The sequence below is a fragment of the Curvivirga sp. genome, from assembly GCF_965219885.1.
In the GTDB taxonomy this organism is placed as follows: domain Bacteria; phylum Pseudomonadota; class Alphaproteobacteria; order UBA8366; family Aestuariispiraceae; genus Curvivirga.
On sequence record NZ_CBDCOT010000009.1, the window covers coordinates 1,337,030 to 1,357,508 of the forward strand.

Genomic DNA, 20,479 nt, shown 5'->3' on the forward strand with positions numbered 1-20,479 from the left:
AGAGGAAAACATGATGAATAAAATCAACAAAGACCTGAATGTCGTTGAAAAACATGCTCTTCAAGCGAAATATCTGGCTGAAGAAGGCATGTATCTGCCAAATATGGAAACTGCCAATTGTGGTGTTGGTATGGTTGCGGCCCTTGATGGGGAAGCACGTCGTGATGTTGTGGAAGCTGGTATTGAAGCTTTGCAACAGCTTTGGCATCGTGGCGCGGTTGATGCCGATGGTAAAACAGGGGATGGTTGCGGTATCCATCTGCAAATCCCACAAGAATTCTTTAAGGATCATATCCGTCGTATGGGGCAACAACCAGGCACAGGTGCCTTGGCGGTTGGTCAGGTTTTCTTGCCACGCACAGACCTTGGGAAACAGGAACGTGTACGTGAAATCGTAGAAAGCGAAATTATCGGCATGGGTCACCGTATTTACGGATGGCGTCAGGTGCCAGTGAATATTGGCGTGATTGGGACCAAAGCAAATGCAACCCGTCCAGAAATTGAGCAAATCCTTGTTGAAAATGCGCTGGATGTGGATGACGCACAGTTTGAAGTTGATCTTTATGTGATCCGTCGCCGCATTGAAAAAGCTGTTTTGGCAGAAAACTTAACAGAAGCATATATCTGTTCTCTGTCTTGTCGTTCTGTGATTTATAAAGGTTTGTTCTTGGCTGAAGAATTAACCGCTTTCTATCCGGATTTGTTGGATGAGCGTTTCGTATCCAACTTTGTAATTTATCATCAACGTTATTCTACAAACACTTTCCCAAGCTGGCCTTTGGCACAGCCATTCCGTGTCTTGGCACATAATGGTGAGATTAATACCCTACTTGGTAACGTGAACTGGATGAAATCCCATGAAACACGCATGGATGATCCTGTTTTCGGGGAACATGTAGAAGACATCAAACCAATTATCCAACCAGATAGTTCTGATAGTTCCGCATTAGATGCCGTATTTGAAGTCTTGGTACGTACCAAACGTCAATTGCCAGAGGTGAAATCCTTGTTGATGCCGGAAGCTTGGGAAAATTCCAAAGCTGTGCCGCAAAACCATAAAGATTTCTATGCGTATGCAAATAGTGTGATGGAACCATGGGATGGTCCGGCGGCGGTTTGTGCTTATTCTGGTCGGTGGTTATTGGCAGGCCTTGATCGTAACGGTCTACGTCCGTTGCGTTATGTGGTGACAGGCGATGGTCTTTTGATCGTTGGGTCTGAAGCGGGCATGGTAAAAGCGGATGAGAAAACCGTTGTCGAAAAAGGTCGCGTAGGTCCAGGTGACATGCTGGCGGTGAACCTTGAAGAAGGTAAGCTATATAACGACCGTGAATTGAAAGACATGGTTGCTGGCCTTGCCCCATTTGGGGATTGGGTGAAAAACATCACTACTCTGGAACAGCTAGGTTCTGAACCTGTTGGTACCATCGGCGGTCTGGATAAGGCGGAATTACGTCGTCGTCAGGTGATTGCTGGTTGGACGATGGAAGAGCTTGAGTTGATCTTACAACCGATGTTGGAAGACGGCAAAGAAGCCACTGGATCAATGGGGGATGATACACCTGTTGCGGTTTTAAGTGAAAAATATCGTGGTCTTCATAACTATTTCCGTCAAAACTTCTCACAGGTAACAAACCCGCCAATCGATAGTTTGCGTGAACGTCCGGTGATGAGTTTGTCCACACGTTTGGGTAACTTGGGTAACATTCTTGAAGAAGATGCCAACCAAGTGAAAATCCTTCAACTGGATAGCCCGGTTCTGTTAAATGGCGAATATGAAGCCATGCGCAAAAACCTTGGTGATACCGTTGCTGATCTGGATTGTGTGTTCGATCCAAAGGCAGGGTCTTCTGCGTTACGTGATGCGGTTTATGCATTACAACAACAAGCGGAAGATGCTGTACGTCGCGGGGCCGCACAACTTGTGTTGACCGATGAAAAAGTGGGGCCTGACGCAGCCCCAATTCCAATGATCTTGGCTGTCGCGGCCGTTCATACCCATTTGGTGAAATCTCAATTGCGTACATTTGTAAGCTTGAACGTACGCTCTGGTGAGGCATTGGATGTACATTTCTATGCCGTATTGGTTGGTGTGGGCGCAACATCCATCAACGCCTACATGACTATGGAAGTAATCGCAGATCGTCACGCCAAAGGGTTGTTAGGTGATATCAGCCTTGAAAAGGCGATGTTGAATTACAAGAAATCCATCGGTGATGGTTTATTAAAAATCATGGCGAAGATGGGTATTTCTATTATCTCATCTTATCGTGGTGGATATAACTTTGAAGCTGTCGGTCTATCCCGTAGCTTGGTTGCGGAATTTTTCCCGGGTCTTCCAAGCCGTATTTCCGGTATTGGTCTATCTGGTTTGCAAAGCCAAGTGATTGCACAGCATGAAAAAGCTTATCTTGCTGCGGCAGCAACATTGCCGGTTGGTGGTTTCTATCGCTATCGTAATGGCGGGGAAAAACATGCTTGGGAAGCTGGTTTGATTCATACATTGCAAACGGCTGTTTCCACAGATTCTTATGCAACTTACCTGAAATATTCCAAAGGCTGCCATAGCGGTGCGCCAGTGAATTTACGTGATTTATTGGATTTCGAAAAAGTTCAGGCACCGATTTCTGTTGATGATGTGGAATCTATCACTGAAATTCGTAAGCGTTTAGTGGCACCGGGTATTTCCCTTGGTGCGTTGAGCCCGGAGGCCCATGAAACAATTGCGATTGCCATGAACCGTATCGGTGCGAAATCTGACTCTGGTGAGGGGGGTGAAGATGCAAAACGTTATAAGCCATATAAAAATGGTGATAACGCCTCTTCTGCAATCAAGCAGGTTGCCTCTGGTCGTTTCGGTGTGACAGCTGAATATCTGAACAATTGTAAAGAGATTGAGATTAAAGTTGCCCAAGGTGCAAAACCGGGTGAAGGCGGTCAGTTACCTGGCTTTAAGGTTTCCGGTGTCATTGCAAAATTGCGTCATGCGACAGAAGGCGTGACATTGATCAGCCCGCCACCACATCACGATATTTATTCTATCGAGGATTTGGCGCAGTTGATTTATGACCTAAAACAAATCAACCCGGATGCATCCGTTTGTGTGAAATTGGTGGCCCGTGCGGGCATTGGTACTATTGCCGCAGGTGTTGCAAAAGCCCATGCGGATAGCATTATGATTTCTGGTCATTCTGGTGGTACAGGGGCTAGTCCACAAACATCCATCAAATATGCAGGCCTTCCATGGGAGATGGGCTTGGCAGAGGCGCATCAGGTATTGAGCCTTAATGGTCTTCGTCACAAAGTACGTCTTCGTACAGATGGTGGTTTGAAAACAGGTCGTGATGTTGTAATCGCTGCGATTTTGGGTGCGGAAGAATTCGGTCTTGGAACAGCAACATTGGTGGCGATGGGATGTATTATGGTGCGTCAATGTCATTCCAACACATGTCCGGTCGGCGTATGTACCCAAGACCCTAAGATGATCGATAAGTTTGTTGGTACACCTGAAAAAGTTGTGAACTTGTTTAGTTTTGTTGCGGAAGAAGTTCGTGAGATTTTAGCAGAACTTGGCGTGTCTTCTCTAAACGAAGTGATTGGTCGTACAGACTTGCTTCGTCAGGTAAGCCGTGGTGCGGCTCACTTGGATGACCTCGATTTGAACCCGTTACTTGCACGTGCAGATGCAGGTCCTGAAGGCATGATCTGTACATTAGATGGTCGTAATGATGTGCCTGAAACATTGGATGCACAAATGATCGAAGATGCGGAAAATCTCTTTGATCGTGGTGAGAAGATGCAACTTCAATATAACATCCGTAATACGTATCGTGCGATTGGTACCAAGATCAGTTCCAAAATCACTCGTCAATTTGGTATGGCGAAATTGAACCCGGGTCATTTGACTGTACGTATGCGTGGGTCTGCTGGTCAATCTTTAGGCGCCTTCGCGGTACAAGGGTTGAAACTGGAAGTGATCGGGGATTCAAACGATTATGTAGGTAAAGGTCTATCAGGTGGCAGCATCGTGGTACGTCCAATCGCAACAAGTCCGTTAGAAAGCCATAAAAACACCATCATTGGTAACACATGTATGTATGGTGCGACGGCAGGTACGCTTTATGCGGCGGGTCAAGCGGGTGAACGTTTTGCGGTACGTAATTCTGGTGCGACAGCGGTGATTGAAGGCTGTGGGTCCAATGGTTGTGAATATATGACAGGTGGTCGTGTGATGATCCTTGGCAATGTTGGTGACAACTTTGGTGCAGGCATGACAGGCGGTATGGCGTTTGTGTTGGATCGTGATGGCAGCTTTGAAGAGCGTATCAATCCTGAAACTATCGGCCTTTATAGCCTAGAGAATGACTATTGGGCGGATCAATGTAAATCCATGCTTGAAGATCATTATCGTGAAACGCATTCCAAATGGGCGGATACATTACTGTCTGAATGGGATCGTGTACGTGGCATGTTCCGTCATGTGGTGCCACATGAAATTCTAGACAAGCTGGAACAGCCTGTTGAAACAGTTACCCCAACTGTAGGAGCAGCTGAGTAAGAAGACCCCTTTTTACTCGATTAAAGTTGTTCTCTCAGAACATACTGGCCCTGTCTCTTCGGAACAGGGCCGTTTTTTCTTTTAAGATGAGATAAAGATAGATGCGTTATTCGCCACTTCTATTATGAAAATCGTCAAGCGCGTCTTGAAGGATTTTGGCGACCTGTGGCTTAGACCTTGGAACAGCAAGATAACGCTGCACATATTCAAGTGGTGGGGATACCTCCTCAAACATGTTTTCTACATTTTGTTGTTTTGTGGCTTCCTTGAGGACATTTCTATCGCCAATGATTAAATCGACTCTTTTGTTGAGTAGCTTTTGTAGTAACATTTCATTGGTGATCGTTGAATATTGCATATTTTCAATGCATTTTGCGTCCTCAATAATTGCGGGGTAGCGATAACCTGAAATAGCCCCAATTTTATATGGTGATAGATCACATATGGACTTCCATGATTTGATCTTAGTATCATTTTTTCGGCCCCAAATGACCGTAGGGCTACCTTTGGGGGTAATAGGGCCAACCAAAATATATTTTTTTGCACGTTCTTCCGCATAACGCCATGGGAGAGAGGCATCCACCATTGCTTTATCCGTTAAGGCGACTGTTCGTTTCCACGGATGGGCCGTTAGATTGAATTTGATTTCTTTGTTTTCTAGAGCTTTTTTTAATGTATGGATTAGAATACCGGAAGCTATGCCATCACGATTTTGATAGGTGAATGGAGAAAACTCACCATCGTAGCTGATCTCTAAAACTAATGAATTCGTATCTGATGCTGCACTAATATTGGTTTGGAATATAGCAAACGTTACGAATAGTATTTTTAGAAGCCAGAACTTATAAATCGTTACATATTTCATTGGTTTATCAATGTTATCTATCTGTTTTTTAAGACTACAATAAGTTTCAATTGATATCTAGATAGATAAATCTTGCAAATTTGCAGATAAGCTTTAAGATCTATCAGTTTTCAAAGCTATTTTTTGTCTTTTTCCTCTTGGATTTTGGCAAGCGTAGCCTCAAGACGGTCCAAAATGGCAGCTTCTTCTGCGGTTTCCTCCGCGGATTTATCTTCATAAGGAAAGTCGGTTTCGGAATAGAAAGGCCAGCGGAAAGCATAGGTTTCTGGTTCATCTATTTCTAACGTGCCCATGGCATATTGTTGCAACATATCTTCAGCGATAATAGCAATAAAACCAGCGGCGATTTCTTGACCTACGCCCGTTGGATTAACCAGAAACTGGCTTGAATGCATCAAGCGGGCATGATGATCTTCATGTTCGTGAAGATAACGTGCTAGATGTGTGGTATAGGCCTGTTCCGGCACCGTCTTGGTTAATTCCTTTGGGGCCGCATCGATGGCTTGTGACAGGATAATATAGGCAAGGTTCTCGCGATGTTGAAACGCTTTCAAGGTTTCCACATTATTGATCACCCGGTCGAAATAGAGGCGCATATCATCACTAAGCGCGCCAAGTTTTTTCGTAACAATTGTCAAATATGGTGAAGACAAATCTAAAACCTTTGTGAGTTATCCTTATGACAAAGCAGGATAATCACGCTTTGGCGAGTTTTCCAGATAAAAACAGGAGGTAAATGAAAATTTACCTCCTGTTTTTGATTTCAACTGTAAGCTTGGTCTTAAACTTTGCTATCATCCAAAGAATAACCTGCAGAACGTACCGTGCGGATCAGGTCCGGCAACCCACCGTCATTCAGGTTTTTACGAAGACGACGGATATGAACATCAACTGTACGTGTTTCCACATAGACATCACGCCCCCAAACCATATCCAGTAACTGTTCACGGGAATAAACACGACCTGGATTTTCCATGAAGTGACGCAGCAATTTAAATTCGGTTGGGCCTAATTTGATTTCGGTATCATCGCGATAAACACGTAAGGAAACCAAATCCATCAATAAGCCACCTACGCTTAAGTTATCTGCGGCAAGAGATGGGCGCGCCCGACGAAGGACAGCTTGAATACGTGCTTGTAATTCACTTGGGGAGAAGGGCTTTACCATATAGTCATCTGCACCGGACTCAAGGCCCCGTACAGTGTCTGATTCTTCGCCACGCGCCGTTAACATGATGATCGGTAAATTCTTATGGTCCGGATTACGACGCAAGCGGCGGCAAATTTCCACCCCTGATACATGTGGAAGCATCCAGTCAACCAATAGCAGGTCCGGCTGTTCTTCTTCCACCATAATGAGGCCTTCCTCACCATCCATCGCAGCTGTTACTTCATAACCGGATTTTTCCAAATTATATTTTAACAAAGTTACCACTGCGGCTTCGTCTTCGATGATTAGAATTTTGCCTTGGCTCATAGTCTTTATCCGTCTTTAGTCTAAGTCGTCTTAAATGAAAAAGAGATATCTCTTTTAATCTAGTGATTCATATTTAGAAGCATCCGCTTTAGGGCGATCTGCCAATGATTCACCTGTTTTTGTGAAGTAAATTGATTCTGCAATATTCGTTGCCAAATCACCAACACGCTCGATGTTTTTAGCTACAAACATCAGATGAGAGGCAGCCGTAATATTACGTGGATCTTCCATCATATAGGTTAAGATTTCACGGAACAGGCTTGTGTAATGGGCATCGATATCTTCATCTTTTTCCCATACTTGCACCGCTTTTTCTTCATCCCCGGCAAGGAAAGCATCGAAAATATCGCGAAGCTGTGTTTGCACAGATTGCCCCATACGTACGACACTTTTCATCACTGGCATAGCAGGGAACTGGCTCATTACTAGGGTGCGTTTACCAATGTTTTTTGCATAATCACCGATGCGTTCGATATCAGAAGCTGCTTTCATAGCAGAAATAATGAAACGCAAATCATCTGCCATTGGTTGGCGAAGGGCAATCAATCGGATTGCGGCTGCATCAACATCTGCTTCCAGTTGATCAATCTCTTTGTCGCGTTGTTTTACTTTTAAGGCCAATTCCTCATCACGGGCATCTACCGCTTTTAAGGAATTTGCAAATTGAGTTTCCACCAAACCAGACATCTGGCTTACGAGGCGATACAACTCATCCAAATCCTGGTCATAAGCTGTAACGATATGGTCTGAACCGACTGTCGTATTCATTTACTTTAATCCTATGTTAAAATGCAGCTTAACCAAAGCGGCCTGTAATATACCCTTGGGTACGTTCGTCTTCAGGGTTGGTAAAGATTTGATCTGTTTCACCCATCTCAACCAGATGACCCAAATGGAAGAAGGCTGTACGCTGTGAAACACGTGCGGCTTGTTGCATAGAGTGGGTTACGATGGCGATGGTGAAGTTTTCACGCAATTCATGAATAAGTTCTTCTATCTTGGCGGTTGCAATCGGATCAAGCGCGGAACATGGCTCATCCATCAAGATTACTTCCGGGCGAACGGCAATGGCACGTGCAATACATAGACGTTGTTGCTGACCACCGGAAAGGCCAGTTCCCGGAGCATCAAGGCGATCTTTTACTTCATCCCAGATGGATGCTTTACGCAAAGATGTTTCAACAATTTCTTCAAGATCGGTTTTATTGTCCACTAAACCATGGATTTTTGGACCGTACGCGACATTGTCGAAAATGGATTTCGGGAATGGATTTGGCTTTTGGAACACCATACCAACGCGGGCACGAAGATGAACCGGGTCGACTGACTTTTCATAGATATCTTCGCCATCCACAGTGATTTTACCTTCGATGCGACAGATGTCGACCGTATCATTCATACGGTTTAAGCAGCGCAAGAAGGTGGATTTACCACAACCGGATGGTCCGATCAGTGCGGTCACTTCACGGTCATAGATGTCGATATTTACGTCAAATAACGCTTGTTTCTCGCCATAGAATACCTTCACGTCTTTCCCCTGCATTTTGATCGCACGATCAGCTGGGTAATTAACTACTTCGGATTGCTCTAGATTTTTCATATTAATTCCTGACATTTTCGATGTCACTTTCTAAAAAACTGGCTCAATTATACACTGGTTTTGAATTACCAGCGACGTTCAAATTTCTTGCGAAGTAAAACGGCTGCAAGGTTCATAAAAATTAAGAAACCAAGCAACACCATGATCGCGGCACTTGTGCGTTCTACAAAGGCACGTTCGGGACTATCTGCCCAAAGATAAATCTGTACTGGTAACGCGGTTGCAGGATCGGTTGGGCCGCCTGGAATATCTGCGATAAAGGCCACCATCCCGATCATCAATAACGGGGCTGTTTCACCTAAGGCTTGGGCCATACCAATGATGGTACCTGTTAGCATACCTGGCATTGCCAGCGGTAATACATGATGAGTCACCACTTGCAGGCGGCTCGCCCCCATACCTAGGGCAGCTTCACGAATAGATGGTGGAACTGCCTTTAATGCAGCACGGGAGGCAATGATAATGGTTGGCAAAGTCATAAGAGTTAGAACCATGCCACCAACGATTGGCGCAGAGCGTGGTAAATTGAACCAGTTCAAAAAGAGGGCAAGGCCTAACAAACCAAAGACGATGGATGGTACCGCAGCAAGGTTGTTAATGTTGACCTCAATCAGATCAGTCCATTTATTCTTTGGTGCGAATTCTTCCAGATAGATGGCCGCGGCGACACCGATTGGGAAGGAAAGAAGCAAGGTAACCATCAAGGTCCAGAAAGATCCGATTGCAGCACCCCAGATACCAGCTTGTTCAGGTTCGCGGCTATCTGCGTTACTGAAGAAACGTGTATTGAATGCCGATTTCAAATCGCCTTTTTCAATTAATGTATCTACCAATCCGATGCTGAAGTCAGATAGACGACGATCAGATTCTGGCAAATTGCGATCAATGTAGCCTTTATTGAGCATGTCGACATCATCGGATGCGGCCATCCAAAATGATACGGTGGTCCCAATCAAATCTGGATTTTCAACGACCATGCTTTGCAATTCGTATTTAGCGCCAGAAGAGATGACTTTATAAAGCTCTTTTTTATCTTTGCGGCTTTTCACATCTGGGAAAACTTCACGCAAAGAATTGCGAAGCATCTTATTAAAGCTTGCTTTACGGATGTCTGCATATTCACGAGAGGCAAATTCACCTTCGTCAATATGAACATCCAAACGGATTTCTGTTTGCCAAAAGGCGGAATACCCCTGTGTGATGATGCTACCAAATAAGATCACCAAAAAGGTTAAGGCTAAACCAATGGCACCAATGCCATACATGCGAAATCGTTTTTCGGCTGCATGACGTTTTGCCAAAGTTGCTGCGACACGTTCGGAACTTGCCGTGGTCACAGACTTGGGAGGAACAGCATTTGGTGTTGTATCAGTCATATTGCTCACGATATTTGCGTACGACGCGCAGCGCCACGATGTTTAAAAGAAGGGTGATAAAGAACAGCATCAAACCAAGCGCAAAAGCGGCTAGGGTTTTAGGGCTGTCGAATTCTTGGTCACCAACCAACAAGGTCACAATTTGTACGGTTACTGTTGTCACAGCTGCAAATGGGTTAGCCGTTAGATTTGCAGCAAGGCCTGCGGCCATAACCACGATCATGGTTTCACCAATAGCGCGACTGGCAGCTAACAGAAGTGAGCCCACAATACCCGGTAATGCAGCAGGAAGGATTACACTTTTAATCGTTTCAGAACGTGTAGCCCCTAATCCATATGAGCCTTCACGCAATGAATTTGGAACCGCAGAAATCACATCATCGGAAAGGGAGGATACGAAAGGAATAATCATAATTCCCATCACCAAACCCGCTGCCAATGCACTTTCACTTGAAATACCGATGCCTAGATTTGCACCTGTATCTCGTAAGAATGGCGCAACAGTCAAGGCGGCGAAGAAGCCATAAACAACCGTTGGGATACCTGCGAGGATTTCCAAAAGTGGTTTTACTACGGCGCGCACTTTGGAAGAGGCATATTCGGACATATAAATTGCTGAAAACAACCCAATCGGGGCGGCAACAACCATAGCAATGAAACTGATGAGCAATGTGCCGGCAAATACGGGAATTGCACCAAAGCTACCGCTGGATCCTACTTGATCGGCGCGTAAAGCTGTTTGCGGACTCCATTCCAGACCAAAGAGGAATTCATAAAATGGTACTTTTGCGAAGAAGCGGCTTGCTTCAACAATCAAAGATAAAACAATGCCGACGGTGGTTAAGATCGCAATGCAGGAACTTGTGATTAACAAGACCATCACAATACGTTCAACGGCTTGACGTGCACGGAAATCGGGATTGATTTTGCCATGGGCAACTTTCAAGGCGATAACCGCCATAGCAAGAACAAGAACAAGTGCTGCAAGCTGACTGTTACCTTTGAGGCTTCTATAAGCATCAACGGCTGTTACGATTTCAGGCGCTGCTTTGGTGATATCACCACGACCAGCAACCAAGTTTTGAATGTCGTTATAAATAAGACCAATTTGATTAGCTTCTAAATTAGGAGAAGCTGTAATGATTGGATCCAAGACAATGTTTTTGATGATAGTAGGTTCAAAAAGTGTCCAGCCAGCCCATAAAAGAAAAGCAGGGATTGCTGCATACATTACGGCATATACACCATAATAACCTGGCAAAGAATGAATTTTAGTCTCACCTGCCAGTTTTCTGACACGTTTTTTGCCGCTGCTGAAGGCGAAAATAAAGATCACCACCAACAAAACTGCTAAAATTGTACTTGTCATTTAAAACCGCCGAAATATCAAAAATGATAAAATAATAAATTGGTGGGAAAGAAAGGGCGGGCTCTACAGTATCTGTAGGGCCCGCCAACAATTCTCAACCAATCATGTAACTGATTACATGGATAAGTTTGTTAGGCCCATTGCTGCCGCTTTGTAAGCTTCGCGCTCTTCAGTTGGCATTGGGATCAAACCGCGGTCTGTTAGGTAACCTTCATCACCCCAAGCATCGTCAGATGTGAATTCTGTCAAATATTCTTGAACACCTGGGATCACGCCTACATGTGCTTTTTTCACATAGAAGTATAGGGAACGGGATACACCGTATTTACCATCTGCGATATTCTCAAATGTTGGCTCGTTACCACCAACTTTAGAACCTTGGATTTTGTCAGAGTTTTGATCCAAGAAGGAGAAGCCGAAGATACCGAATGCATTCGGGTTAGCTTCTAGTTTTTGAACGATCAAGTTGTCGTTTTCACCTGCTTCTACAAATGCACCATCTTCACGGATTGCATGTGCAACTGCTTTGAATGCTTTTTTGTCGGACTTACGAAGAGCTTTAAGAACGTCAATTTTCTTCGCGCCACCTTCCATTGCTAGCTCAACGAATGCATCACGTGTACCGGAGGTTGGAGGAGGACCCAATACTTCGATTTTTGTGTTTGGCAAAGACGCATCAATGTCAGACCATTTCATGTAAGGGTTAGCAATGTAACCGCCATTACCATCTGGAATTTCTTTCGCCAAAGCCAAGAAAATTTGTTTCTTTGTCAAAGATAATTGTGGTGCAGACTTTGCGTTACCGATAACGATACCATCGTAACCAACTTTAACTTCTACGATGTCTGTAATGCCGTTTTCTGCGCATTTTTTAACTTCGGAAGATTTAATACGACGAGAAGCGTTTGTGATGTCTGGATGTTGAACACCGATACCAGAGCAGAACAATTTCAAACCACCGCCGGAACCTGTGGATTCAACAACTGGTGTTTTGAAGTCTGTAGATTTACCGAAGTTCTCTGCAACTGCTGTTGCAAATGGGAATACTGTAGAAGAACCAACAATGTGGATTTGGTCGCGTGCTTCAGCAACGCCAGATACAGCAACAAAGCCAAGAGCAGCAGCTGCAACAGATTTCATCAAAGATTTCATAATCATTATCCTGAATTTTGGAGTGGCTCGCCGCGTTAAAATTGTAGGATGCATTGAACCGGTTTCAAACTTGCACATGAGTTCCGAAAATCCCCTTTCGAAGATCATGTGCAGGAAGATTTATCGTTTATCTGCGACTCTTTTATTGAATAAATGTTACAGTTTCGTGAAACACCGTCATAAAAGTGAAAAAAATCCTTAATATGAAACCAGGGATAAGGATTCGTCTTATTCTCGCCATAATATATTGTATAAAAGTAACCCGATTTTCCTGATGAAAATGAGGGATGGACGCCCCTTGCGAGCCAGTCTATAACCTGATTAATCTATATTGTTGTCATATTTCTGGCATTTGAACTTCTAGATAAAGAATAAAAGATAATGAAAAGTAAGATTGTTAATTTTTGGAAAAAACGTCTTGGGCAAGGCGGTAGCTCCATCCAGTTGAATGATCCTTTTCAAGATCTTGACGAAGAAATGCAGGAGAGCTTCCCTGAGTTGGGTGAAGCGACGCATGTTCATGAAAAGCAGAAGGGGGTAAAGGGAATCAAGCGTTTTAAACCCTTTGCTGGAAAATCTCATAAAAACCCGCTTGCCACAGCGAATGTAAATAAAGCACGCCTAATTGGGGCTGCTGCATTAGGAAGCGCTTTTGGTATGTTTATTCTGGCAGGGCTTGGTGTCTGGACGGATATCTGGGAAGAGAAAGTTGAAGAAGTCGCAATTCCAGAAGTTGAGATTGTGCAACCTGCTCCAGTGGTGGAAGTGATTGAGGAGGGCCCACTTGAAGCCGTGGATACGGTTATTCTTGGTGAAATAAAATCAGGTGATACCTTGGCAAATATTATGGTTGCAGCGGGCGCCAGCCAGCGAGATACGCATCTTGCGACAAGAAGTTTTAACAAGGTCTTTTCTGTTCGGAAATTACGCCCAGGTCAAAAAACATCGATTCGTTTGATTGAGGGAGACGAAGGGCCGATCCTTGAAGAATTTACATTAGAGCCAGATCAAAAACGCAAAGTTATTTCCACAAGACAAGCAGATGGTAGCTTTGAAACCATTGTGGAAGAAGTACCATTGAGCACGAATTTGAAAGTCACCAATGGTGTTATCGAAAGCAGTTTATATGTTGCTGCAACGGAAGCAGGCATCCCTTCGCGTGTTTTGGCTGACTTGATTAATATCTTTAGCTTTGATGTGGATTTTCAACGTGAAATTCAAAAAGGCGATAGTTTTGCTTTGATGTATGAATCGTTACAAGACGAAGCTGGTCGTGAAATCGAAACAGGTAAAATTCTTGTGGCTGAGATGACGTTAAGCGGGGATCACCATAAGTATTATCGTTTCAAGCCAAAAGATGAGTTTGCCGATTATTATACGTCAAAAGGGCAATCCGTTCGTAAGGCATTGTTAAGAACACCGATAGATGGCGCACGGATTTCGTCTGGTTTTGGCAATCGGAAGCATCCTGTTTTAGGATATACGAAATTACATAAGGGGACCGACTTTGCGGCACCTCGTGGAACACCAATTTATGCGGCAGGTGACGGTGTGATAGAAGTCGCCGGCTGGAACGGCAGTTTCGGTAAATATGTACGTATTCGACATAATGGAACTTATAAGACGGCTTATGCGCATATGCATAATATTGCTAAAGGTATCAGTAACGGTAAGCGTGTGCGACAACGTCAAGTAATTGGCTATGTTGGTACAACAGGTCGATCAACTGGTAACCATCTGCATTTTGAAGTGCATAAAAACGGGCGTGCGGTAAACCCTCTTTCTGTTAAGTTACCGACTGGTAAAAAGTTGAACAAAAAACAGCTTAAATCGTTTAACATTGCAAAGGCTGAATTGGACAAGTTGTATGATGCTGAAAAAGCAACACAACTTACCCCACTTCAGTCCGCGGAAACGATACAAGAAGCTTCGGTGGCGCAGTAACTTATTAAGCAGCTGATTTTGGTTGTGGAATATAGTCTTCCGGCATTTTATCATCAAACATAGTGTAGTGAAGGCTTTTTGCGATCATTTCAGCCTTCTTCTTAAACTTATCAGCTTCATCCGGAACAAAGGTTTCATCGCAGCTTTCAAACCATAAGTTTAACCAGCGTTGGAAGAATTCTGTTTCTGCTTCATGCGCGAAACGGCTGTGAACCATATGTGGACTACCTTTATATTGTCCGGTGCCATTCATTACAGATGCCCAAAAACGATACATGGTCAATAAGTGATCGCCCCATTGGTCCAGCGTGTCACCTATATGGCGTTTGAAAAGAGGCCCAACTAACTCATCCTCTAAAATTTTGCTATAGAAATGATCTACTAGAATCTTAATGGTTTGGTCGTTGATTTCTGTGTGGTTCATTTTTGTTGTCGTCATTCTTATTTCCTTAAGCCACATCACTAAATAACAGGCGGCCGAGTTCGCCTTTACGTTTGGTAATATCTTCTAAGTTATATTCATCTAGAATGGCGAAAAAGGCATTTGCTGCACGGGTCAAGGCTGATTTCAAGATGCAGCCGCTTTCAATTTTACAGGCCGAATTTTTTCCCATGCATTCAACAACACATAATGGGCCTTCCATAGCACGGGCGACCGAACCAATATTAATTTCGGATGCAGGGCGTGCCAGACGTAATCCACCACCTTTACCTCTAATAGTCTCAACAAAGCCTGTTTGACCAAGTTTTTGAATAACTTTCATTAAATGGTTTTTGGACAAGTTATAACAATCCGCAATTTCTTGGACTGTACATAATTCATCTGGTCGCATCGCCAGATAGATTAGGGAGCGATAGGCATAGTCTGTAAATTGAGTTAGGCGCATCAATTCTCTTCATTATTCTGCTGCTACCCAGGCTTTGGCGTGTGGGTGTTGCGCATTCATGTTTACTTGTTCCTGCATTAACTTACGGTAATGCTTCCTATAACTGGTTATGCCTACAACAGCCATTGTTATTGGCACTGTTAAAGCCATGACAGCAAAAATCACGCCTTCAGTCATATTTCCCGTTAACCATGTCGGTTGATAGAAACCTCCATAGGAAAATGCTAAAATCACATGAAAGATAGATGCCATCCATCCATTACGTATGGCGCGCTGACCAGCTTGATTAGCAGGACTGCCAATTTCAGTGCTTGTGAATATAGACATTTTTCAACTCCATAACAAGTATTTTATATGCATCTTATTTAGCGCAAATAAGCATTTATAACAAGTATTTTATATGCATGTATAATTTTGTTTTTAATATCAGATTCTTAAATGTCTAAGGAGGAACTGATTATGAGTTGCTTGACGCGAATATTTTACAGGCTTTGTATTTGCGAGCAGTATGTTCTTTTCGATCTTTTATCGTCTGATAGACGCCATGTCCTGTAACTTTATAACATGTCCAATAGCCTGGACTGGTAAGTTCAAGACTTATTTCCCGCAAGGCTGGATTATGTGCATCCAATGGATATCCTGATTTTTCTTGCCAGAAATCCACGATGCTTGATATAGGCGTTTTGAATAAAGCTGGCAGGTTGTTGTTACATGTAAGGAAACTTATGTCATCATCATCGGGATAGTAAAAGGGATAATAGACTGGATGTATATTCCAGAATCCCGCTTGATCTTGAAGGGCAAGTTTGAATTTTTTGCCAGCTTTAATTGCTTCGATTATGTGGGAATAGCCATTTGTATTTCCATATTCCCACACAAGTTCATAGTCGTTATGACAAATCCATTCCAATTCCTGGTAACGGCCTGTCGTCATTAATAAAATACGTTGTTGTGCATCCTGTTGACTTAACAAGTCTTGGTCGGTTGCGCGAAAATTTACAAACATATCCAGTGCATTACTGTAAGCATAGCCGCTTGTATATGTAATAGTTTCATCTACAAATTGGGAAACGTTTCTATCTTGGCATGCCCATACATCATTATCTTTGATGATCAGATGCCTTAGATCTAAAGATTCAATATAGCTGCTTGTGCCGTCGCGATCCTTGACATCGGCATCAGGCTTTAAGTAGATATGGACAGAGTTCCCTTCCAAAGCAAGTTTAGCTAAATCATCAAACTTATTCTTTTGCGCATTAGATTGCATATGAATTTTACTCTTGTTACATGGCCTTGGATGCGAAAATTTTCATACGTTTATAAGGGCGTCTACGACCATTTTTTTGATCTTCGATGGTTTGATAATACCCGTTATCACGCACTTTGTACTTAATCCAGAAGCCAGAATTGCTTGCTGCAACTTTCTGATGCACAGACGCAGGGCTGGTGCTGTCCAGATTTACGCCATTGGCTTGTTTCCAAATGGTGTCCAAATGCGCGGGAGATTCTTTGACCAGATTTGGCAGACATCCTAAATGGGTATGGAATTCCAATATGTCTTTGTCTGGGTAGTAAAATGGGTAATAAACCGGATGAATATTCCAAAACTCTTTCTCATCTAGGAAGGCAATTTTGAATTTTGCACCACGATGAATTGCTTCGACAATTTTTGATTTATCTTGTTTCGGTTTATCTTCCCAAACTAATTCATAATCGTCATGGCAATGCCAACGTAACTCGGAATAATGACTGCTGGAGAGCATTAAGATAGAAAGGTTAGGCGATTTTTCGTTTAATTGTTCATCGCTCATCCGATAATTCATAAACATGTCGATTGCATTGCAATAGAGGTAACCCGCTGTATGGGATAGAGAGGCGCCAGCAACTCCTGCTACATTTCGATCTTGTCCTGCCCAGACCATTTTATCTCTAACGATTAAATGTGGCAGATAAACCGACTCAATATAGGGGCCTAGGCCCAGTTCGTCTTCACGCGTGTCATTAGGGCGCAAATAGATAGAGACCGATTGTCCTTCCATAACTTTATCTGCCAAATCGTCAGATCTATTACGGATGGCTTTACTGGTATCAAACATATTCACCCCCTAAACACATCAATTGAAACTCCTAATAGCACTCAGCTTATTTTCTTAGGTCCCCATGAACCGCCCAAAGTGCGTCTAGGCATGCTTGACCTAGTTTACGAGATCGTTCCGGGGACCAACCCATAAACTCATCTGGCATATCATCATTATCCTTAAACGGCATTTCCAATGTCATAGTTAGGGCTTGATGAGTATTTTGAATATGTGCGCTGGCAATTGTCAAATTCGCTTCGCCCGGCTTAGTTTCCGGATAGCCATGCTCTGTTTGGAAGTCAGGGCTGATAGCTGCCAAATTTGCCTCATATGACTTCCTGAGATTAATCAGTCGTGGATCACAGTTCGGAATAGCATCCGCATTTGCAATAAAGCAATAAGGGATTGATTCATCGCCATGTACATCCAGACAGAAATCAAGGCCGATTTCTCTCATTTCCTGATCAACGAGGAAAACTTCTGGGCTTGTCTCCATGGAGGGTGTTGCCCATTCGCGATTTAAGTTAGCGCCCGCTGCATTTGTGCGAAGATAGCCGCGTTTGCTACCATCAGGATTCATATTTGGTACGACATAGAAAACGCATTTTTGAAGAAGGCTGCGGCTCACAGGGTCGCTGTCATCCAATAGACGACGTAACATGCCTTCCATCCACCAGCTTGCTTGGGTTTCGCCTGGATGTTGACGGGCAATAAACCAGATTTTCAGTTTTTCATGATCCCAATCATCGCCAATGATCAACATATCCAAATCTTGACCATCTAGGGTTTCACCTAGAACTTCTACGTTACAGGCAGGATGCAGGCCAACTTCTGCAATAAGATCCAATTGACGTTCGCGGCAATAAGGCGCGAAATACGCAAAATAGATTGTATCTGCTTGGCCCATATGGCGGACAGTCATGGTTTTTCCATCAAACTCAGTATCTACTTGGAACCAAGTTTCACGATCATAAGATGCACGGCATTTGTAATTTTCCCAACCTGGTGGGTAAGCCGTTGTATCCATATCTTCAAATTTCAGAACCATCTGCTCTCCTTTGATGCCACTTACACGAAAGTGGAACCATTGACGGAACTCTCCACCTGCATCGGCAGCGATGCGAAGGCGGATATTGTCTGCGTCTTCGGCTGATAAAACATCGATTGCACCTGAATCGAAATTCGAATTAATACGGATACTCATTTTTGATCCCTTTTGTCCGGTAAATTAGTTTTTTTAGTTGAATTTGACGCAACGATACCAGTGGTTTGCATGACTGCCAAGGGGTGAGAATTGTTTTAACTTGCTTTGGCCAAATCCAAACTCATGAAGGTACTGTTTGGATCATATATATATTCACCAAATGGCGGGCATTCGATAAATCCGAAGCCTGAATATAAATCACGAGCGGGCTTAAATTCCGGCTGTGCCCCCGTTTCCAGACTGATTTTTGTCAAACGTCTGGATTTTGCTGTCTCAATAATATGGCTGACAAGTTTCGCGGCGATGCCTTTGCCGCGATGTTTGGCTGGCGTATGCATGGATTTTAGCTCGCTTTCTTGGTTGCCAAGTTCTTTTAGGGCGCCACACCCAACAAGCTCATTTTCTTCCCAAACAGTCCAAAAGGTTACGCTATCGTGTCTTAATCCATCTAAATCGAGCGCATGACAACTTTCAGGTGGCGAGATAGAGGCCATTGTATCCAGATGAACTTGCAGCAGATTTTTAATCTCATCACCACTTAAATCATCAATTTTTATTTCCATGAATTTCATCCTGTTAAAGTCGTTGAAATGTATTTTACGGCCTCTATTTCAATTTTCCATCGAAATCAGTTTAACCAGGCGAACATACACCTTTTCTTATTGGTCAAAATCTAGTATCTGACTGACAGTTTCAAAGCGGAAAATGCATGAAAATAGCTGGGCGAGCGATATGGAGAACGCAATGTTTAAAACCCTTGATGATGTGAATGTAAATGGCAAAACAGTTTTGGTGCGTGGTGACTTAAATGTACCAATGAAAGATGGCGTGGTAACTGATAATACCCGTATTGTTCGTCTATTACCTACCATCCGTGATTTACAAGCTGCGGGGGCACGTGTTGTTTTGTTGAGCCATTTTGGTCGCCCGAAAGGTCAACCCGTTCCGGAAATGTCTTTAGGTCATATTCAAGATGCTGTGGCAGAGGCTCTGGGATGCGAAGTTGCCTTTGTTGATGATTGCATTGGGGCGAAAGCAGAAAGCGCTGTGGCTGCTATGAAAGACGGTGATGTCTTGATGCTGGAAAATTTGCGTTATTATGCTGAAGAAGAGAAGAATGACAATGCTTTCGCCGATAGTTTAGCAAAACTTGGCGATATTTATGTGAATGATGCCTTTTCTGCTGCGCATCGTGCCCATGCGTCGACCGAAGCAATTGCAAAACGCTTACCAGCCGTTGCAGGTCGCAATATGGAAGCAGAATTGAAAGCATTAGATGCTGCTTTGGGAAATCCAAATCATCCGGTCATGGCAATTGTAGGGGGGGCGAAGGTATCCACAAAACTGGCTGTTTTAGGGCATTTGGTGGATAAGGTGGATATGCTGGTAATTGGTGGGGGCATGGCTAATACATTCCTTTACGCAATGGGTACCGATATCGGTGCAAGTCTTTGTGAAAAAGATTTAAAAGACACAGCCTTGGAAATTCTTGGTAAGGCTAATGAAGCCAATTGTGAAATCTTGTTACCTGTTGATGGTGCCGTTGCGGAAGAGTTCAAAGCAGGTGCAGATATGGAGATCCGCCCTGTAACAGCAGTTCAGGAGAAAGGTATGATCCTTGATCTAGGTCCAGATAGTATTGCTGCGCTTAATGCAAAGTTGGATGGTTGTAAAACACTGTTGTGGAATGGTCCACTTGGGGCGTTTGAAATTGAACCTTTCGACAAGGGAACCGTTTCAGTTGCTCAAAAAGCAGCAGAACTGACCAAAGCTGGTAAGCTTGTTTCTATCGCAGGCGGTGGTGATACAGTTGCTGCGATGGCACATGCGGGCGCAAGTGAGGATTTGACTTATATTTCAACAGCAGGCGGCGCTTTCCTTGAATGGATGGAAGGTAAAGAACTACCCGGTGTTGCTGCATTAGTGAATGCATAAATCATTCGTGATTTGAGTTCAGAAAATTCTGAGT

18 protein-coding genes are annotated in these 20,479 nt (G+C 43.6%); 3 read left to right on the forward strand and 15 right to left on the reverse strand.

The features are described from left to right. Positions 1 to 13: 13 nt before the first annotated feature. A complete protein-coding gene (gltB, locus tag ACOQOA_RS11790; protein WP_420550107.1) occupies positions 14 to 4,558 on the forward strand; it encodes a glutamate synthase large subunit in 4,545 nt (1,514 codons plus the stop codon). Positions 4,559 to 4,664: 106 nt separating this feature from the next. Here the strand turns inward: gltB and ACOQOA_RS11795 are convergent, their stop codons facing one another. From ACOQOA_RS11795 to ACOQOA_RS11830, 8 genes are all read right to left on the reverse strand, one after another. Continuing rightward, positions 4,665 to 5,423 (reverse strand): substrate-binding periplasmic protein, encoded by a 759-nt coding sequence (locus tag ACOQOA_RS11795; protein WP_420548824.1) that lies wholly within the window; start codon positions 5,421 to 5,423, stop codon positions 4,665 to 4,667. A gap of 116 nt (positions 5,424 to 5,539) precedes the next feature. Next, a complete protein-coding gene (locus ACOQOA_RS11800; protein WP_420548825.1) occupies positions 5,540 to 6,076 on the reverse strand; it encodes a hypothetical protein in 537 nt (178 codons plus the stop codon). A 128-nt stretch (positions 6,077 to 6,204) separates the two neighbouring features. Further along, positions 6,205 to 6,900, reverse strand: coding sequence for a phosphate regulon transcriptional regulator PhoB (gene phoB, locus ACOQOA_RS11805; RefSeq protein WP_155153423.1), 696 nt, complete (start codon positions 6,898 to 6,900; stop codon positions 6,205 to 6,207). A gap of 54 nt (positions 6,901 to 6,954) precedes the next feature. Beyond that, positions 6,955 to 7,668: a phosphate signaling complex protein PhoU gene (gene phoU, locus ACOQOA_RS11810; protein ID WP_420548826.1), complete on the reverse strand. Its 714-nt coding sequence runs from the start codon at positions 7,666 to 7,668 to the stop codon at positions 6,955 to 6,957. A gap of 28 nt (positions 7,669 to 7,696) precedes the next feature. Beyond that, on the reverse strand, positions 7,697 to 8,500 hold the full coding sequence (pstB, locus tag ACOQOA_RS11815; protein WP_420548827.1) for a phosphate ABC transporter ATP-binding protein PstB: 804 nt from the start codon (positions 8,498 to 8,500) through the stop codon (positions 7,697 to 7,699). Positions 8,501 to 8,565: 65 nt separating this feature from the next. Beyond that, on the reverse strand, positions 8,566 to 9,876 hold the full coding sequence (gene pstA / locus ACOQOA_RS11820) for a phosphate ABC transporter permease PstA (RefSeq protein ID WP_420548828.1): 1,311 nt from the start codon (positions 9,874 to 9,876) through the stop codon (positions 8,566 to 8,568). Next, positions 9,869 to 11,245: a phosphate ABC transporter permease subunit PstC gene (gene pstC / locus ACOQOA_RS11825; RefSeq protein WP_420548829.1), complete on the reverse strand. Its 1,377-nt coding sequence runs from the start codon at positions 11,243 to 11,245 to the stop codon at positions 9,869 to 9,871. Before pstC ends, pstA begins: the two co-directional genes overlap by 8 nt. Positions 11,246 to 11,359: 114 nt before the next feature. Beyond that, entirely contained in the window at positions 11,360 to 12,397 is a 1,038-nt protein-coding gene (locus ACOQOA_RS11830) for a PstS family phosphate ABC transporter substrate-binding protein (RefSeq protein WP_420548830.1), read from the reverse strand. A 381-nt stretch (positions 12,398 to 12,778) separates the two neighbouring features. Here ACOQOA_RS11830 and ACOQOA_RS11835 point away from each other — a divergent pair, with 381 nt between their 5' ends. Continuing rightward, positions 12,779 to 14,341: a peptidoglycan DD-metalloendopeptidase family protein gene (locus tag ACOQOA_RS11835; RefSeq protein ID WP_420548831.1), complete on the forward strand. Its 1,563-nt coding sequence runs from the start codon at positions 12,779 to 12,781 to the stop codon at positions 14,339 to 14,341. Positions 14,342 to 14,345: 4 nt separating this feature from the next. Here ACOQOA_RS11835 and ACOQOA_RS11840 read toward each other — a convergent pair whose 3' ends face one another. The 7 genes from ACOQOA_RS11840 to ACOQOA_RS11870 form a co-directional block, all read right to left on the reverse strand. Further along, on the reverse strand, positions 14,346 to 14,780 hold the full coding sequence (locus tag ACOQOA_RS11840) for a group III truncated hemoglobin (protein ID WP_420548832.1): 435 nt from the start codon (positions 14,778 to 14,780) through the stop codon (positions 14,346 to 14,348). A gap of 10 nt (positions 14,781 to 14,790) precedes the next feature. Then, positions 14,791 to 15,228, reverse strand: a complete 438-nt coding sequence (locus ACOQOA_RS11845) for an RrF2 family transcriptional regulator (protein ID WP_420548833.1) — start codon at positions 15,226 to 15,228, stop codon at positions 14,791 to 14,793. Between the two features lie 12 nt (positions 15,229 to 15,240). Beyond that, positions 15,241 to 15,555: a hypothetical protein gene (locus tag ACOQOA_RS11850; protein ID WP_420548834.1), complete on the reverse strand. Its 315-nt coding sequence runs from the start codon at positions 15,553 to 15,555 to the stop codon at positions 15,241 to 15,243. A gap of 130 nt (positions 15,556 to 15,685) precedes the next feature. Beyond that, complete coding sequence (locus ACOQOA_RS11855; protein ID WP_420548835.1) at positions 15,686 to 16,495, reverse strand: hypothetical protein; 810 nt, start codon at positions 16,493 to 16,495, stop codon at positions 15,686 to 15,688. Positions 16,496 to 16,511: 16 nt separating this feature from the next. Then, positions 16,512 to 17,324 carry a hypothetical protein gene (locus tag ACOQOA_RS11860; RefSeq protein ID WP_420548836.1) on the reverse strand — a complete coding sequence of 271 codons (813 nt, stop codon included), beginning with the start codon at positions 17,322 to 17,324 and terminating at the stop codon, positions 16,512 to 16,514. A gap of 46 nt (positions 17,325 to 17,370) precedes the next feature. Beyond that, the gene (locus ACOQOA_RS11865; RefSeq protein WP_420548837.1) at positions 17,371 to 18,510 is read right to left on the reverse strand and encodes a M14 family metallopeptidase; all 1,140 of its coding nucleotides are present in this window, start codon (positions 18,508 to 18,510) and stop codon (positions 17,371 to 17,373) included. 95 nt (positions 18,511 to 18,605) lie between these two features. Further along, positions 18,606 to 19,073, reverse strand: a complete 468-nt coding sequence (locus ACOQOA_RS11870; RefSeq protein ID WP_420548838.1) for a GNAT family N-acetyltransferase — start codon at positions 19,071 to 19,073, stop codon at positions 18,606 to 18,608. A gap of 181 nt (positions 19,074 to 19,254) precedes the next feature. Between ACOQOA_RS11870 and ACOQOA_RS11875 the strand changes: the two genes are divergently transcribed. Then, on the forward strand, positions 19,255 to 20,445 hold the full coding sequence (locus ACOQOA_RS11875) for a phosphoglycerate kinase (RefSeq protein ID WP_420548839.1): 1,191 nt from the start codon (positions 19,255 to 19,257) through the stop codon (positions 20,443 to 20,445). Positions 20,446 to 20,479 lie beyond the last annotated feature (34 nt).

Coding starts and splice junctions, on each gene's coding strand:
- gltB (WP_420550107.1), top strand. CDS start 14: ATGAATAAAATCAACAAAGACCTGAATGTCGTTGAAAAACATGCTCTT.
- ACOQOA_RS11795 (WP_420548824.1), bottom strand. CDS start 5,423: ATGAAATATGTAACGATTTATAAGTTCTGGCTTCTAAAAATACTATTC.
- phoB (WP_155153423.1), bottom strand. CDS start 6,900: ATGAGCCAAGGCAAAATTCTAATCATCGAAGACGAAGCCGCAGTGGTA.
- phoU (WP_420548826.1), bottom strand. CDS start 7,668: ATGAATACGACAGTCGGTTCAGACCATATCGTTACAGCTTATGACCAG.
- pstB (WP_420548827.1), bottom strand. CDS start 8,500: ATGAAAAATCTAGAGCAATCCGAAGTAGTTAATTACCCAGCTGATCGT.
- pstA (WP_420548828.1), bottom strand. CDS start 9,876: ATGACTGATACAACACCAAATGCTGTTCCTCCCAAGTCTGTGACCACG.
- pstC (WP_420548829.1), bottom strand. CDS start 11,245: ATGACAAGTACAATTTTAGCAGTTTTGTTGGTGGTGATCTTTATTTTC.
- ACOQOA_RS11830 (WP_420548830.1), bottom strand. CDS start 12,397: ATGAAATCTTTGATGAAATCTGTTGCAGCTGCTGCTCTTGGCTTTGTT.
- ACOQOA_RS11835 (WP_420548831.1), top strand. CDS start 12,779: ATGAAAAGTAAGATTGTTAATTTTTGGAAAAAACGTCTTGGGCAAGGC.
- ACOQOA_RS11840 (WP_420548832.1), bottom strand. CDS start 14,780: ATGACGACAACAAAAATGAACCACACAGAAATCAACGACCAAACCATT.
- ACOQOA_RS11845 (WP_420548833.1), bottom strand. CDS start 15,228: ATGCGCCTAACTCAATTTACAGACTATGCCTATCGCTCCCTAATCTAT.
- ACOQOA_RS11850 (WP_420548834.1), bottom strand. CDS start 15,555: ATGTCTATATTCACAAGCACTGAAATTGGCAGTCCTGCTAATCAAGCT.
- ACOQOA_RS11855 (WP_420548835.1), bottom strand. CDS start 16,495: ATGCAATCTAATGCGCAAAAGAATAAGTTTGATGATTTAGCTAAACTT.
- ACOQOA_RS11860 (WP_420548836.1), bottom strand. CDS start 17,324: ATGTTTGATACCAGTAAAGCCATCCGTAATAGATCTGACGATTTGGCA.
- ACOQOA_RS11865 (WP_420548837.1), bottom strand. CDS start 18,510: ATGAGTATCCGTATTAATTCGAATTTCGATTCAGGTGCAATCGATGTT.
- ACOQOA_RS11870 (WP_420548838.1), bottom strand. CDS start 19,073: ATGGAAATAAAAATTGATGATTTAAGTGGTGATGAGATTAAAAATCTG.
- ACOQOA_RS11875 (WP_420548839.1), top strand. CDS start 19,255: ATGTTTAAAACCCTTGATGATGTGAATGTAAATGGCAAAACAGTTTTG.